This is a genomic window from Micromonospora sp. NPDC049497, assembly GCF_044465805.1.
In the GTDB taxonomy this organism is placed as follows: Bacteria; Actinomycetota; Actinomycetes; order Mycobacteriales; family Micromonosporaceae; genus Micromonospora.
In genome coordinates this window covers 188880-202249 of the sequence record NZ_JBITMC010000005.1, presented here as the reverse complement: position 1 = coordinate 202249, position 13370 = coordinate 188880, and the positions used below count along the sequence as shown (strand labels likewise).

Annotated in this window: 15 protein-coding genes; 5 read left to right on the top strand and 10 right to left on the bottom strand. The window is 72.4% G+C overall.

What is annotated here, in order from left to right:
* Positions 1 to 159 precede the first annotated feature (159 nt).
* Positions 160 to 372, top strand: a complete 213-nt coding sequence (locus ACIBR0_RS10350) for an exodeoxyribonuclease VII small subunit (RefSeq protein ID WP_357028478.1) — start codon at positions 160 to 162, stop codon at positions 370 to 372.
* Between the two features lie 121 nt (positions 373 to 493).
* Here the strand turns inward: ACIBR0_RS10350 and ACIBR0_RS10345 are convergent, their stop codons facing one another.
* From ACIBR0_RS10345 to ACIBR0_RS10335, 3 genes are all read right to left on the bottom strand, one after another.
* Complete coding sequence (locus ACIBR0_RS10345; protein WP_396714155.1) at positions 494 to 1330, bottom strand: hypothetical protein; 837 nt, start codon at positions 1328 to 1330, stop codon at positions 494 to 496.
* A 247-nt stretch (positions 1331 to 1577) separates the two neighbouring features.
* Positions 1578 to 2372 carry a hypothetical protein gene (locus ACIBR0_RS10340; protein ID WP_396714153.1) on the bottom strand — a complete coding sequence of 265 codons (795 nt, stop codon included), beginning with the start codon at positions 2370 to 2372 and terminating at the stop codon, positions 1578 to 1580.
* A 103-nt stretch (positions 2373 to 2475) separates the two neighbouring features.
* Positions 2476 to 3201 carry a DUF4245 family protein gene (locus ACIBR0_RS10335; protein ID WP_396714151.1) on the bottom strand — a complete coding sequence of 242 codons (726 nt, stop codon included), beginning with the start codon at positions 3199 to 3201 and terminating at the stop codon, positions 2476 to 2478.
* A gap of 157 nt (positions 3202 to 3358) precedes the next feature.
* On the opposite strand from ACIBR0_RS10335, the gene glpX reads away from it, so the two are divergent.
* A complete protein-coding gene (gene glpX / locus ACIBR0_RS10330) occupies positions 3359 to 4393 on the top strand; it encodes a class II fructose-bisphosphatase (protein WP_357028491.1) in 1035 nt (344 codons plus the stop codon).
* On the top strand, positions 4390 to 5397 hold the full coding sequence (locus tag ACIBR0_RS10325; protein WP_396714147.1) for a DMT family transporter: 1008 nt from the start codon (positions 4390 to 4392) through the stop codon (positions 5395 to 5397). The genes glpX and ACIBR0_RS10325 overlap by 4 nt, the downstream gene beginning before the upstream one ends.
* A 3-nt stretch (positions 5398 to 5400) precedes the next feature.
* Here ACIBR0_RS10325 and ACIBR0_RS10320 read toward each other — a convergent pair whose 3' ends face one another.
* Positions 5401 to 6330, bottom strand: coding sequence for an NAD-dependent epimerase/dehydratase family protein (locus ACIBR0_RS10320; RefSeq protein WP_396714146.1), 930 nt, complete (start codon positions 6328 to 6330; stop codon positions 5401 to 5403).
* Between the two features lie 136 nt (positions 6331 to 6466).
* Here ACIBR0_RS10320 and ACIBR0_RS10315 point away from each other — a divergent pair, with 136 nt between their 5' ends.
* The gene (locus ACIBR0_RS10315) at positions 6467 to 7156 is read left to right on the top strand and encodes a TetR/AcrR family transcriptional regulator (RefSeq protein ID WP_396714144.1); all 690 of its coding nucleotides are present in this window, start codon (positions 6467 to 6469) and stop codon (positions 7154 to 7156) included.
* A gap of 21 nt (positions 7157 to 7177) precedes the next feature.
* Here ACIBR0_RS10315 and ACIBR0_RS10310 read toward each other — a convergent pair whose 3' ends face one another.
* From ACIBR0_RS10310 to ACIBR0_RS10285, 6 genes are all read right to left on the bottom strand, one after another.
* On the bottom strand, positions 7178 to 8146 hold the full coding sequence (locus ACIBR0_RS10310; RefSeq protein WP_396714142.1) for an NAD(P)/FAD-dependent oxidoreductase: 969 nt from the start codon (positions 8144 to 8146) through the stop codon (positions 7178 to 7180).
* Positions 8147 to 8258: 112 nt separating this feature from the next.
* Positions 8259 to 8912 carry a rhomboid family intramembrane serine protease gene (locus ACIBR0_RS10305; protein ID WP_396714140.1) on the bottom strand — a complete coding sequence of 218 codons (654 nt, stop codon included), beginning with the start codon at positions 8910 to 8912 and terminating at the stop codon, positions 8259 to 8261.
* A 112-nt stretch (positions 8913 to 9024) separates the two neighbouring features.
* Positions 9025 to 9723 carry a lytic transglycosylase domain-containing protein gene (locus ACIBR0_RS10300; RefSeq protein ID WP_396714138.1) on the bottom strand — a complete coding sequence of 233 codons (699 nt, stop codon included), beginning with the start codon at positions 9721 to 9723 and terminating at the stop codon, positions 9025 to 9027.
* A 267-nt stretch (positions 9724 to 9990) separates the two neighbouring features.
* Entirely contained in the window at positions 9991 to 11406 is a 1416-nt protein-coding gene (locus tag ACIBR0_RS10295) for a PhoH family protein (protein ID WP_396714136.1), read from the bottom strand.
* A 376-nt stretch (positions 11407 to 11782) separates the two neighbouring features.
* Positions 11783 to 12133, bottom strand: coding sequence for a hypothetical protein (locus ACIBR0_RS10290; protein ID WP_357028512.1), 351 nt, complete (start codon positions 12131 to 12133; stop codon positions 11783 to 11785).
* 31 nt (positions 12134 to 12164) lie between these two features.
* Positions 12165 to 12509 carry a hypothetical protein gene (locus tag ACIBR0_RS10285; protein ID WP_357028514.1) on the bottom strand — a complete coding sequence of 115 codons (345 nt, stop codon included), beginning with the start codon at positions 12507 to 12509 and terminating at the stop codon, positions 12165 to 12167.
* A gap of 264 nt (positions 12510 to 12773) precedes the next feature.
* Between ACIBR0_RS10285 and ACIBR0_RS10280 the strand changes: the two genes are divergently transcribed.
* Positions 12774 to 13214, top strand: a complete 441-nt coding sequence (locus ACIBR0_RS10280) for a helix-turn-helix transcriptional regulator (RefSeq protein WP_357028517.1) — start codon at positions 12774 to 12776, stop codon at positions 13212 to 13214.
* The last annotated feature ends 156 nt before the right edge of the window (positions 13215 to 13370 follow it).

Below are 13370 nucleotides of genomic sequence, written 5' to 3'. Positions count from 1 at the left end.
ACGCCCGACGCTCATGATCGCGCTGGATCCACGAAGTAGTGGCCTCCCTGCGGCGTCGATGCCACTACTTCCCGGATCGAGCACGATCATGGACGCCGGTGAGCGGAGGCCGGTGAGCGGACGCCGGCGGCGTCCGGCCGGTGTGGTGGGATGGGTGTGATGACTGACGAGACGAAGGACGACCGGCCCAGCTACGAGCAGGCCCGCGCCGAGCTGGCTTCGGTGGTGGAGCGGCTGGAGGCCGGCGGGACGACGCTGGAGGAGTCGCTGGCGCTCTGGGAGCGCGGCGAGAAGCTGGCCGAGATCTGTCAGCAGTGGCTCGACGGGGCCCGCGCCCGCATCGACGCGGCCCGGCAGAACGGCGAGTCCTGACCCGTCCCCGTCGAGCAGGCGGCGACGGGGACGACCGGAGCGGCGCAGCCACGGGGACGACCGGACCGGCACAGCCACGGGTGCGGGCGGGTGGCCGGAGCCGCCCCGCCCGCCCGTCGCGTCAGTTGAAGAGGTTGTACAGCTCGGCCGGCGCCTCGACGACCTGGTCCGCCGGCGGCTTCTGGGCGGCGGTGGCGTTGCCGTAGTCCGAGTAGGTGATCCGGATCTCCTGGGCGGCGGTCTGACCGGCGGCCGGGATCTGGACGACCATCTCGTTGAGCCGCCCCTGCGGGTCCAGCTTCGCGGTGAACGGCACCGACTTGGCCTGCGGGCCGAGCGCGGTGACCACGGTCGGGTCGACCGACCCGGCGTCGGCCGCCTTCGACACGTCCAGCGCGCCCGCGTACGTGCCGGCGCCGGTGTCACGGACCTCGGTGATGCCCTGCGTGAGCACGGCGCTGCCGGCCGGGTCGACCTGGTCGAAGTCGAAGCCCAGGTTGCGGTTGCCCTTGATCCGGGTCTGGTCGAGGTGCTGGTACTTGCCGAGATTGAGCTTCTGCACGCCCGGCACGCTGGTGGCGGTCTTCCCGCCGAGCTCCAGCTTGACCCAGCTGTCCGGTTTGGCGTGGATCAGGTCGAGCTTCATCGACAGGTCGTCGGTGGGCTGACCGATGCTCACCCGCATCTCGGCGCTCTGGCTGGGCTCGTGCACCTGCCCCTCGGCGGTGGAGCCGGCGCCGGACATGGTGAACCGGAAGTTGCCCTTGCTGATCTCGCGAGTCGAGTCGAGCAGGGCCTGCTTGGCGTCGCCGGACACCGGGGCGCCGGTGCCGGACGCGGAGGCGGTCGGGCTGGCGGAGGAGCCCGCCTGCGGGGTCCCGGCGGCGTTGCAGGCGACGAGGCCGGGCGTGAACAACGCGGCGGCCACCAGGCCGGCGCTCAGGCGTCGAACAGTCATCTGTGTCTCCCGTGGGGGTCACCCGACGCGCCGGGGTGGCGGCCGGAAACCGGGCGACGCGGCAGTTGTCGGCTGCGCCGCACGAGCGCCGTCCGTTCGCCGTGGCAGCGCCGGTCGGGTCGCACGTACCTAGTTCCCTGCCGTCACGCCGCACAATCACCGGTTCGTCCGGTTCCCTCGCCAGGGGGACCCGCACAGCCACGAGAAAGGGGGCGGCCGGCCGGCCGCCCCCTTTCCGTGGTCGGTCCTACTGGAACATCTCGTACGTCTCGGGGGACGCCTCGATGACCTTGTCCGCCGGCGGCTTCTGTGCGGCGGTGGCCTTGCCGTAGTCGGCGTAGGTGACCTTGATCTCGTGCGCCTTGGTCTCGCCGGCGGCCGGGACCGGGATCGCCAGCTCGACGAGGCGACCCTGGTCGTCCAGCTTGGCGGTGAACGGCAGCGCCTTGGCCTGGTCGCCCAGCGCCTTGACCAGGTCGCTGTCGATGGCGCCGGCGTCGGTCACGCCGGAGGCGTCCAGCTTGCCGGTGTAGGTGTTCTCACCGGTCTTCTGCACGTCCGTCACGGCCTTGAACAGCTCCTCGGCGCCGGCCGGGTCCGGGTTCTCCAGGTCGACGGCGAGGGCGTCCGAGTCCTTGATCTTGGACTGGTCGATGTGCTGGAACTTGTCCTTGAGCTTGGCGAACTGCGGGACGGACTCGGCCAGCTCGCCGAAGTCGATCCGCACCCAGCTGTCCTTCTCGATCATGACCATCTCCATGGCCATCGACGAGCCGGAGCCGTCGTCGAAGGCCATGTCGAACTGGACGCTGTTGCTGGGCTTGTGCACCAGACCCTTACCGGTGAGGCCGTCACCGGCCATGGTGAAGGTGAAGTTGCCCGCGGCGAGCTCCTTGGTGGAGGCGCGCAGCGCCTCCTTCGGGTCGGCCGGGGCGGAGGAGGCGGCGGCGGTCGGCTCGGCCGACTCGGAGTTGCACGCGGCCAGGCCGGGCACGAACAGGGCGGCGGCGAGGACGCCGACGGTCCACCGTCGAATGTTCACAGTTGTCTCTCTTCACAAACAGGCAACACCAGGCCGGGAGGTACCGGCCGGGCACGAGCCGGGGCAGCCTAACGGATACCTCCGACGCCTGGGGGGCACGGGTTCAGCCGAGCGCCCCCGCCAACGCCCGAAGCTCGTTGTCCCGCGCGTCGCCGATCACGATCACCGTCCGGGTCGGTTCCAGCAGCACCAGCGCCTGCTCGTTGCCCCGCGCCGTGTACCGCTGCCAGGTCCGTCCGTCCAGGTCGGCCTGTCCCTGCGGCTGCCCCTCGTCGGTCAGTTCGACCGGCAGCAGCCGTTCCGGTGGGACGCTGCTCTGCACGACCTGCACCGCGCGACCCTCGGGCGTCAGGTAGCCGATCCGCAGGCTGGCGCCTCCCTCGACGGTCTGGAAGGTCGCGTTGACCGTGCGCCAGCCGTCGCCCAGTCCGCGTGGTTCGGAGACCGGGAAGGCGTCGGCGGCCCGGGCGGACTCGATCGCCGGTGCCGGGTCGACCGTCGTCGGCTGGTCGCCACCGAGGAAGCCCCGGTAGAACGCGAGCAGCAGCGCGATCGGGACCAGCAGCACCAGCAGCGAGACGGCCATGTCCTTGGGCGACCGCTCCGACCGGGCGGCCTCCTTCGAGGCCGGCGGCGCCGGCCGCTCCCCGGTCTCGGCCCCGGCGTCGGTGGGCGCGGCCGTGGGCGGGCCGGCGGGCTCGACCAGTGCCGGTTCTCCGGCGGGTACGGCCGGCTCGGCGGGGCCGGTGCGGCTGGGGGCCACCGGCGGCTGGCCGTCCGGTGGCGTCTGGTCGGCGGGTACGCGGTCAGCGGGCTGTGCGGGTTCCACCCCGCCATCTTCGCAGCCGCCGGATGTGGCGTATCGGGGCCATCACCGCCCCGCCACCGCGCCGTGTCCGTCATCGTGTGAGGATCAGCGACAAAGCCGGCAGCGGCGACGCCGCACACTGCCGGTCCACCCCGCAACGCCGCGAGGAGGAGCCGTCATGACGACGAACACCAGGACGCGCATCCCACAGGATCTTGACCGCAACCTTGCCCTCGACCTCGTCCGGGTCACCGAGGCGGCGGCGATGGCCGCCGGCCGCTGGGTCGGCCGCGGCGACAAGGAGGGCGGCGACGGCGCGGCCGTCGACGCCATGCGCAAGCTGATCAACTCGATCCAGATGCGCGGCATCGTCGTGATCGGGGAGGGCGAGAAGGACAACGCCCCGATGCTCTTCAACGGCGAGGAGGTCGGCGACGGCACCGGCCCGGAGGTGGACGTCGCGGTCGACCCGGTCGACGGCACCACGCTGATGAGCAAGGGGATGCCGAACGCTCTCGCCGTGCTCGCCGTCTCCGAGCGGGGCGCGATGTTCGACCCGAGCGCCGTCTTCTACATGGAGAAGCTCGCCGTCGGCCCGGCCTACGCCGACGTGATCGACATCAACGCCGGCCCGGCGGAGAACATCCGCCGGATCGCCAAGGTCAAGGGCACCGACGTCTCCGAGGTCACGGTCTGCGTCCTGGACCGCTCCCGCCACGAGGACCTGGTCAAGCAGATCCGGCGCACCGGAGCGGGTATCCGGTTCATCTCCGACGGCGACATCGCCGGCTCGATCGCCGCCGCCCGGGGCGAATCCGACGTCGACGTCCTGATGGGCATCGGCGGTACGCCGGAGGGCATCATCTCCGCCTGCGCGCTCAAGTGCATGGGCGGGGCGATGCAGGCCAAGCTCTGGCCGCGCGACCCCGAGGAGCGGGAGAAGGCGCTGGCGGCCGGGCACGACCTGGACCGGGTGCTGGGCACCGACGACCTGGTCACCGGGGACAACTGCTTCTTCGTGGCGACCGGGGTCACCTCCGGCGACCTGCTGCGTGGTGTGCGCTACCGCGCCGGTGGGGCGTACACGCAGTCGATCGTGATGCGGTCCAAGAGCGGCACCATCCGGGTGATCGACTCGTACCACCGCCTGGAGAAGCTGGCCCTCTACTCGGCGGTGGACTTCGACGGGCGGCCGCTGGCCGAACAGGAGTGAGCGCGACCGGGACGACGGCACCCCCCACCCTGTCGACCACGCGGCGGGCCACCGGCATCGGGCTGGCGGTCGCCTCCGGGGTCGCGGTGGCCGTGCAGTCCCGGATCAACGGCGAGCTGGGCGTACGGCTGGCCGACGGGATCGCCGCCGCGGTGGTCTCGTTCGGCCTCGGCCTGCTGGTGCTGCTGGTGCTGGTCCCGGCCACCCCGGGCGGCCGGCGGGGGCTGGTCGCCCTGCGGGCCGCCCTCCGGGAGGGGACGCTGCGGCCCTGGCAGTGCCTGGGCGGGGTGTGCGGCGCGTTCCTGGTGGCCACCCAGGGATTGACGGTGGGGACGCTCGGGGTGGCCGTCTTCACCGTGGCGGTGGTGGCCGGGCAGTCCGGCAGCAGCCTGCTCGTGGACCGGGCCGGCGTCGGTCCCCTCGGCCGACAGCCGGTCACCCCCGCCCGGCTGGTCGGCGCGGCACTGACCGTGCTGGCGGTGCTCCTCGCCGTCAGCGACCGGCTCGGCGACCCGGACGCCCTGGCGCTGGCCGTGCTCCCGCTGCTGGCCGGGGTGGGCATCGCCTGGCAGCAGGCCGTCAACGGGCGGGTCCGGGGCGCCGCCGGCAGCGCCCTCACCGCCACCCTGGTCAACTTCACCGTGGGCACGCTGGCGCTGCTGGCCACGTTCGCCGTGGAGGTGGCGGTCCGGGGCCGCCCGACCGGCAACGTCCCGGGCGAGCCGTGGCTGTACCTGGGCGGCCCGATCGGCATCCTCTTCATCGCCCTGGCCGCCGCCATCGTCCGCTTCACCGGCGTACTGCTGCTCGGCCTGGCCACCATCGCCGGGCAGATCATCGGTGCGGTCCTGCTCGACCTGGCGCTGCCCACCGCCGCCGCGCGCCCCGGCCCGGCCACCCTGACGGGCGCGGCGCTGACCCTGGTCGCCGTCCTCGTCGCCGCCGCAAGCGGTAAGGAAGGGCCCCTTCTTAACGCCTCCGGTAGAGAAAGGGCCCCCGGTTAACAACTAGCGGCGGGACGCGCCGCCGAGGGACGTGACCGTGGCCGCGAGGGCGTCGTCGACCGGGGTCGGCGCGATGCCGAGGGTCTCCGTCGCGGGCCGGGAGTCCATCACGAACGGCCGGTCGAACTGGTACGCGGTCTCCCGCAGCTCGCGCGCGAACGGGTTGACCAGCCCGCCCAGCCACAGCCCCGCGTACGGCAGCCGGGTGAGCTTCGGTGCCGGCGCCCCGGTCAGGGCCGCGGCCCGGGTCGCCAGGTGCCGTGCCGACACGGCCGGCGCGCTGGGCACGTGCCAGGCCCGTCCCCATGCCCGCTCGTCGGTGGCGGCCACGACGAGCGTACGGGCGACGTCGTCGATGTACGTCCAGGTGTGCGGGGCGTCGAAGTCGATCGGCAGCACCACCCGCCGCCCGGCGAGCACCCCGGGCAGCATCAGCATCGGCAGTGAGGTGCCACCGGCCCCCAGGTAGTCGGAGCCGCGCACCTCGGTGACCCGTGCCCGCCCGGCCCGGTGGGCGGCCAGCGCGTCGGCCCACATCCGGTTGCGGACCCGCCCCTTGACGCCGGTCGCCGCGAGCGGGGTGTCCTCGGTCATCGGTCCGTCGACCGGCCCGTAGCCGTAGAGGTTGCCCACGGTGGCGAGCACCGCTCCGGTGCGCTCGGCGGCGGTGAGCAGCGCGCCGGCCAGCGGTGGCCAGTCGATCGGCCACCGGTGGTACGCCGGATTGGCGCAGTTGTAGAGGGCCGTGGCCCCGTCGGTGAGTGCGATGAGGTGGTCGGCGTCGGACGCGTCGGCGGCCACCCGCTCGACACCCGGCAGGTCGGGACCGGTGCCGCGCCGGGTGACGAGCCGGACCTTCTCGCCGGCGGCGGTGAGGCGGTGGGCGGTGGCGGTGCCGACGGGACCGGCGCCGACGATGACGTGCAGGGACATCAGGAATCACCTTTCGGATCAGGGCTAGCTTTTGAGAGCACCGCTCTCGCAATGAGAGTGACATCCTCGACGCCCCCGCGTCAAGAGCACTGCTCTCGAATTTGATGTCCGCTCTCTCTCGTGGCAGGGTGGAGGCATGCCGGCTTCCTCCATCCGCGCCCGGGTCCGCGCCGAGATGATCGACGAGATCAAGGCGGTGGCTCGGCGGCACCTCTCCACCGACGGCGCCAACCTGTCCCTGCGGGCGGTCGCCCGCGACATGGGCATGGTCTCGTCGGCGATCTACCGCTACTTCCCGAGCCGCGACGAGCTGCTCACCGCGCTGATCATCGAGGCGTACGACGCGCTGGGTGACGCCGTGGCGGCGGCGGACGCCGGGCGCGACCGGCTCGACCTGCGCGGACGCTGGCACGCGGCCTGCCGCGCGGCCCGGGACTGGGCGCTGGCCCACCCGGCGGAGTACGCGCTGCTCTACGGCAGTCCGGTGCCCGGGTACGCGGCACCGGACGCCACCGTCGAACCGGCGCAACGGCCGCCGGTGACCCTGGTCGGCATCCTGCGCGACGGGCTCGCCGCCGGGCGGCTCGACCCGCCGGCCGAGGAACTGCCCGAGCCGGTCCGGGAGGACCTGGCGGTGATCGGTGCCGCGCTCTTCCCCGGACTGCCCGAGTCGCTCCTCGCCCGGGGCATGGCCGGCTGGACCCACCTCTTCGGGCTGATCAGCTTCGAGCTGTTCGGGCGGCTCAACCGGGCGGTGCCGCACCGCGACGAGTACTTCGACCACCAGACCGCCCTGATGGCCGACCTGATCGGCCTGCCGGCCTGATCGGGCCGGGAGGGGCGGCGCTCAGGTGCCGTCGGAGGAGTGCCCGGGGAACAGGTGCGCGGACGGGTCGATGGCCACGGCCGCGTTGTTCACGGCGGTCGCCGCCTCGCCGAAGCCGGTGGCGATCAGGCGCACCTTGCCCGGGTACTCGGTGATGTCACCGGCGGCGAAGACCCGGGGAAGGTTGGTGGCCATGGCGCTGTCGACGACGATGTGCCGCCGGTCCAGGTGCAGCCCCCACTCGGCCAGCGGCCCGAGATCGGCGGTGAAGCCGAGCGCCGCGATCACCGTGTCGACCGGCAGCAGCTCGGCCGCACCGCCGCGCACGGTGATCTCGGCGCCGTCGACGGCGCCGTCGCCGTGCAGCCGTGTCACCTCGGCGTTCACCACCACCCGCACCGGCGTGGCCAGCACCCGCGCGACCGTGCCGGCGTGCGCCCGGAACCGCTCACGGCGGTGCACCAGGGTCACCGAGCGGGCCAGCGGCTGCAGGGTGGACGCCCAGTCGAAGGCGGAGTCACCGCCCCCGACGATCAGCACGTCCCGGTCGGCGAGCTCGGCCGGCTGCGGTACGAAGTAGACGATCCCGGTGCCGGTGAAGTGCTCCGCGACCGGGAGCGGCCGGGGGGTGAAGCTGCCCAGCCCACCGGTGACGATCACCGCGCCGCAGGTCAGCTGCTCGCCGCCGGCCAGACCGAGCACCGGTCGCCCGTCGGCGTAGGACAGCTTCTCCGCCCGGGTGCCGAGCAGGTAGCAGGGGTCGTACGGCGCGGCCTGCGCGACCAGGTTGGCCACCAGGTCCCGCCCCTTGACCGCGGGGAAGCCGGCCACGTCGTGGATCAGCTTCTCCGGGTACATGGCGGTGATCTGGCCGCCGGGCTCGGGCAGCGCGTCGACCACCGCGACGGAGAGCCCGCGGAACCCGGCGTAGTAGGCGGCGAACAGACCGGCGGGGCCGGCCCCGATCACCGCGACGTCAACCTCGCGCATGCATCCACCGCCGCTTTCCGCTCACGGACCAACGCGTGTGGCCCCTGACGGTAGGGCGGCCGGGGCGACCGGGCAAGGACGTCCCACGCGCGGCGGCGAGCCGCCTCCGGCGTCAGGGCAGCGTCAGGGTGGACTCCGGGCGGTACGGCCCGTCGAGGTCCCGCCGGCGGCGCCGGAAGAGGATGGCGGCCACGACCCCGCCGAGGAGCCCGAAGAGGTGGCCCTGCCAGGAGATCCGCTCGTCGGTGGGGAGGATGCCGACCAGTTGCCAGCCGTAGAGGAGACCGACCAGCAGGAAGACGGCGAAGTTCCACCAGCTCCGCTCGACGATGCCGCGGGTGAGCAGGATGCCGAGGTACCCGAAGATGACGCCGCTGGCCCCGACCACGATCGAGTTCGACGAGCCGGTGAACCAGACGCCCAGGCCGCTGACCAGGACGATGATCAGGGTCGACCACAGGAACCGGCGGGCGCCGGCGGCGAGCACGAACGTGCCGAGCAGGATCAGCGGGATGCTGTTGCTGTAGAGGTGGTCGAACCCGTGGTGCAGGAACGGCGAGAAGAAGACGCCGTCGAGCCCCTCGATGCGCTGCGGGATGATGCCCGCCGCGGCGTCGAGACCGAACGCCAGACCCTGGTCGACGGCCTCGATGAGGAAGAGGAACGGAACCACCGCGCACATCGCGACGAAGGCGCGGCCGAGCGCGGCGTAGAACGCCTCGGTGCCGAACCGGTTCGGGTCGCCGCTTCCCGGGAGCAGGGTCACCCGTCAAGAGCTATCAGGTGTGGGCGACAGCCGCCACTCGGGCGGCCCTTCGGCGTACCGGCGACGGCGGCGGGGTGTGTGGACTCCCACACGCCCCGCAGCCGCTCGCCGATCAGTACCAGCCCACGTCCTGCGAGTGGGCCCACGCCTTGCACGGGGTGCCGTACCGGCCCTCGATGTAGCCGAGGCCCCACGTGATCTGGGTGGTCGGGTTGGTCTCCCAGTCGTCCGCGACCGAGCCCATCTTGCTGCCGGGCAGCGCCTGCGGGATGCCGTACGCCCCGGAGGAGGGGTTGCGGGCCTTGTGGTTCCAGCCGCTCTCCTTGTCCCAGAGCTTGTCCAGGCACGGGAACTGGTCGATCGCGAAGCCCTTCTCGAGCATGAGGGCGCAGCCGATCTTCCGGTTGCCGCTGAACTCGGCGCAGGAGGCGGGAATCGGCCCGTCGTACGGCTTGCTGACGGTCTTCTCCTCCTCGGCCTCGACGGCCGCCGCGGCCTTGGCGGCGGCCTCCTCGGCCTTCTTCCGGGACGCGGCGGCGACCTTGGCCCGGCGCGCGCGCTCCGCGGCCGCCTCGGCTGCCGCGGCGGACCGCAGCTTCGCGTGGTACTCGGCGGTCCGCTGCTGGACGGACTGCACGCCGGAGGCGGTCTGCTGGTCGTTCACGGCCTGTTCGGCCGCCACACCGACCCGTGCGGTCGGGTCCTGCCGGGTCTCGCGGTCGTCGCCCAGGTAGAAGCCGCCGGCAACGCCCACGGAGAGCAGCGCGACAGCAGCCGTGCGGGCGCCCAACCGGCTCCACAGCCGACTCACGAAGTGGTCCCTTCGTCGGGGGCACGGACACACGACGCGGAACCGCGGAGGACCCCGCGTCGTGAGCGCCCCGACCCTGCCGGTCGCAGCCGACGCACCGGTGGTCACCGATGCCGTCCGCCGGGTGACGAACGATCACCAACGATCTCTTCGGTGCGTGGGCGCCGTGGGACACCATCGCGCACAGTGAGGCTCTTGGGAAACCAAGGGATCAAATTGTGATCTGTGCCACACGAATTATGCGCATGAAGCCGCTCTAAACGGTCATCAAAGTGAGTTGTCCTCCAGAAGATCCGTCACCATGGCGGCGATCGGAGAACGCTCCGAACGGGTGAGGGTGACGTGGGCGAAGAGCGGATGACCCTTCAACGCCTCGATCACCGCCGTGACACCGTCGTGCCGGCCGACCCGTAGGTTGTCCCGCTGGGCGACGTCGTGCGTGAGCACCACCCGCGAGCCCTGACCGATCCGCGAGAGCACCGTCAACAGCACCCCGCGCTCCAGCGACTGCGCCTCGTCGACGATCACGAAGGCGTCGTGCAGGCTGCGCCCCCGGATGTGGGTGAGCGGCAGCACCTCCAGCAGGCCGCGCGAGGTCACCTCTTCCAGCACGTTCTCGTGCACCACCGCGCCGAGGGTGTCGAAGACGGCCTGCGCCCAGGGCGACATCTTCTCCGACTCCGAACCCGGCAGGTAGCCCAGTTCCTGACCGCCGACAGCGTACAGCGGGCGGAACACGATGACCTTCTTGTGCCGGCGGCGCTCCATGGCCGCCTCCAGGCCGGCGCAGAGCGCCAGGGCGGACTTGCCGGTGCCCGCCCGGCCACCGAGGGACACGATGCCCACCGAGTCGTCCAGCAGCAGGTCGAGGGCGATCCGCTGCTCGGCCGAGCGGCCGTGCAGGCCGAACGCCTCCCGGTCACCGCGGACCAGCCGTACCGTCTTGTCGGGCAGCACCCGGCCGAGCGCCGAGCCCCGGCTGGAGTGCAGCACCAGGCCGGTGTGGCAGGGCAGACCGGCCGCCTCGTCCAGGTCGAGCGCCTCACCGCCGTACAGCCGGCTGATCTGCTCCTCGCTCAGCTCCAGTTCGGACATGCCCGTCCAGGTCGGGTCGCTGGCCTGCCCGTGCCGGTACTCGTCGGCGTGCAGGCCGACCGAGGCGGCCTTGACCCGCAGCGGCATGTCCTTGCTGACCAGGGTGACCTGACGTCCCTCCGCGGCGAGGTTCAACGCCACCGAGAGGATCCGGGCGTCGTTGGACTCGGTGCGGAAGCCCGGCGGCAGCACCCCGTCGTCGGTGTGGTTCAGCTCGACTCGCAGGGTGCCGCCCTGGTCGTTGGCCGGAACCGGTCGGTCCAGCCGGCCGTTCAGGACCCGCAGGTCGTCCAGGAGGCGCAGGGACTGGCGGGCGAACCAGCCCAGCTCGGGGTGGTGGCGCTTGCCCTCCAACTCGGTGATGACCACCAGCGGCAGCACCACCTCGTGCTCGGCGAACCGGTGGAAGGCCGCCGGGTCGGAGAGCAGGACCGAGGTGTCCAGGACGAATGCCTGGCCGGATGGTCGGGGCTCCTGGGTCTCGACCGGCGCGGCGGCCGCGGCACGGCGGCCGCGGGTGGTCCGGCGGGTCGTGGCAGTCGCGGCCGGGGTCGGGTCGGCACCGGCAGAGGTACGGCGAGTCGTCACAGGCCTGCTCCGACGGATGGGCACCCGCCACCCGTGTTCCGCCTCGTCCGGTGCCCGGGTGGACACGGGGTCGGATGCAAACCCCGTGCGCGAGGTCGCAGGTCCGGGCGGGCCGGCTGGCCCGGGACAACCCCGCGCCATGCCTAGACGCTAGCGGCGTCCGCCCGTCCCGGCTAGAGGGCGATCGTGGATCTCCGGGGTCCGGCGTGTGAACGCACGGCGGAACCGGCCGGGATGCATGCCCCCTGCGCGCATCCCGGCCGGTGGGGACCCCCGTCACCGGTCTGACGTGGTCCCGACGGTGCGCGTCCGCCGCGGACGGCGCACCGCGTCATGGGTACGGCCGGCGGGTTCTCGGGTCACCCGCCGGCCGGGCTCAACCGGTCCGCCGGACCAGGGTCCCGGCCGGGTGCCGGCCGGCGACCGGGGCATCCGAGGTCGTGAAGGACGATCCGGTGTACGTCGTGCCGACCCGCGCCGCGGCCCCGGTGGTCCGGTCGGCCTTCGTGGTCGTCTCCACGACGGGAGGGCCGGCGAGCGCGGACGCGATGGCCGCCTGGGCGTCGCGCCGTCGCCGGTTCCACGCGCCCCGGTCCCCGTCGAAGTAGCCCTGCCGGTAGCCGAACCGGTAGCCGATGCGGTAGCTGAGCTGCCCGTGCAGCCGCCCCGCCGCGTAGCTCGTCGCGCCGAGCACGAGGACGAGGAAGACCGCGAGGAAGGGGCTCATCCGTCGACTCCGGTCCGCCGCGCGCGCCGTGTCATCGCTCCTCCGGCTCGGCCGAGGTCGGATCGACCACCAGGAGGCGGTCCAGGTCGTCCGTGCTGACCTCCTCGACCAGCTCGACGCTGATCCGGCAGCAGTCCAGGACGACCTCGGCGACCGAGGAGCGACGGATCTCGCCGCCCGCGTCGTACACCCGGACGCTGAGCTCCGGGCAGCCGAGGTGGGTACGCCAGGCGTTCCACTCGGCACGGTCGCCGACGCTGAGAGAGAGGTAACGACAGCCCCGGGCCAGGTAGAGGCGCCATGGCGCGCTCAGGCCGGCGGCGACCCCCTCCGCGATCAGGCCGAAGGCCTGGGCACGGGTGGCGAGCTCGGTCACCGCACCTCCTCCGCACCACTGGCGTGACGCATATGAGCACTGATCGTCTCCTGCACGTGACACACCGTAGATTGTCCCACGAGCGTGACAGTATCAGCTTTTCGTCCGCTTACCCCCGCACCTACGGCCATCTATTCTGCCCAGGTGACACCCCTCAGAAAGGCCGCCGGATCGTTTACCGGCGCACCGGAAACTACGTCTCGTTCACGTGACACCCGCGTGCCACCGGAGCCGGTCGCCGGCTCCTGGCCTTACGGTCGCGGGGTGACCGAGACCGCCAACGCACGGAAGATCGCCTTCGCCACCTTCGTCCGCCGCGCGCTCGACGAGGCACGGGCCACCCGGGCCTGGAGCGGCACCGAGGTGTCGCGCCGCACCGGCGTGTCCCGGCAGACGATCAACCGATGGGTGCGCGGCGACTGGGCCAGCGACCCGGAGGCCGAGCGCGTGGTCGCCTTCTGCGAGGGCCTCGGCCTGAATCCGGCGATCGCCTTCGCCGCGCTGGGCTGGGACCGGGCGACCTCCCCCCGCACCGCCCCGCCGCCCCCACCGATGGACCCGGACGTGGAGGCACTGCTGCGCCGCCTGGTCGACCCCACGGTGTCCGACGCCGAGAAGTTCCACATCCGCGAGACCATTCGCTACCTCGCATATCGGCCGACTCTGCCGGTCGAGGTCCGAAAACGAGGTAAAGAAGCCAGCTAGTTCCTCAGATGGCGAAAGAACGGCAGGTCAGACTCATTCGTTTCGCTCCCGGGCCCGAATCCGCGCGCTAGCGTCCGTTTGTACTGCTTGGGCTCGTCATCGGCGGGGGGACGGGACAAGGCCGAACCCAGCCCTGCGGGACAGAAGGAGGGGTCT

What these genes read in the sequence shown, in the direction of transcription:
- ACIBR0_RS10315 (WP_396714144.1), top strand. Translation starts at nt 6,467, where the DNA reads ATGCCGGCTTCCTCCATCCGCGCCCGGGTCCGCGCCGAGATGATCGAC.
- ACIBR0_RS10290 (WP_357028512.1), bottom strand. Translation starts at nt 12,133, where the DNA reads ATGAGCCCCTTCCTCGCGGTCTTCCTCGTCCTCGTGCTCGGCGCGACG.
- ACIBR0_RS10320 (WP_396714146.1), bottom strand. Translation starts at nt 6,330, where the DNA reads ATGTCCCTGCACGTCATCGTCGGCGCCGGTCCCGTCGGCACCGCCACC.
- ACIBR0_RS10350 (WP_357028478.1), top strand. Translation starts at nt 160, where the DNA reads ATGACTGACGAGACGAAGGACGACCGGCCCAGCTACGAGCAGGCCCGC.
- ACIBR0_RS10310 (WP_396714142.1), bottom strand. Translation starts at nt 8,146, where the DNA reads ATGCGCGAGGTTGACGTCGCGGTGATCGGGGCCGGCCCCGCCGGTCTG.
- glpX (WP_357028491.1), top strand. Translation starts at nt 3,359, where the DNA reads ATGACGACGAACACCAGGACGCGCATCCCACAGGATCTTGACCGCAAC.
- ACIBR0_RS10345 (WP_396714155.1), bottom strand. Translation starts at nt 1,330, where the DNA reads ATGACTGTTCGACGCCTGAGCGCCGGCCTGGTGGCCGCCGCGTTGTTC.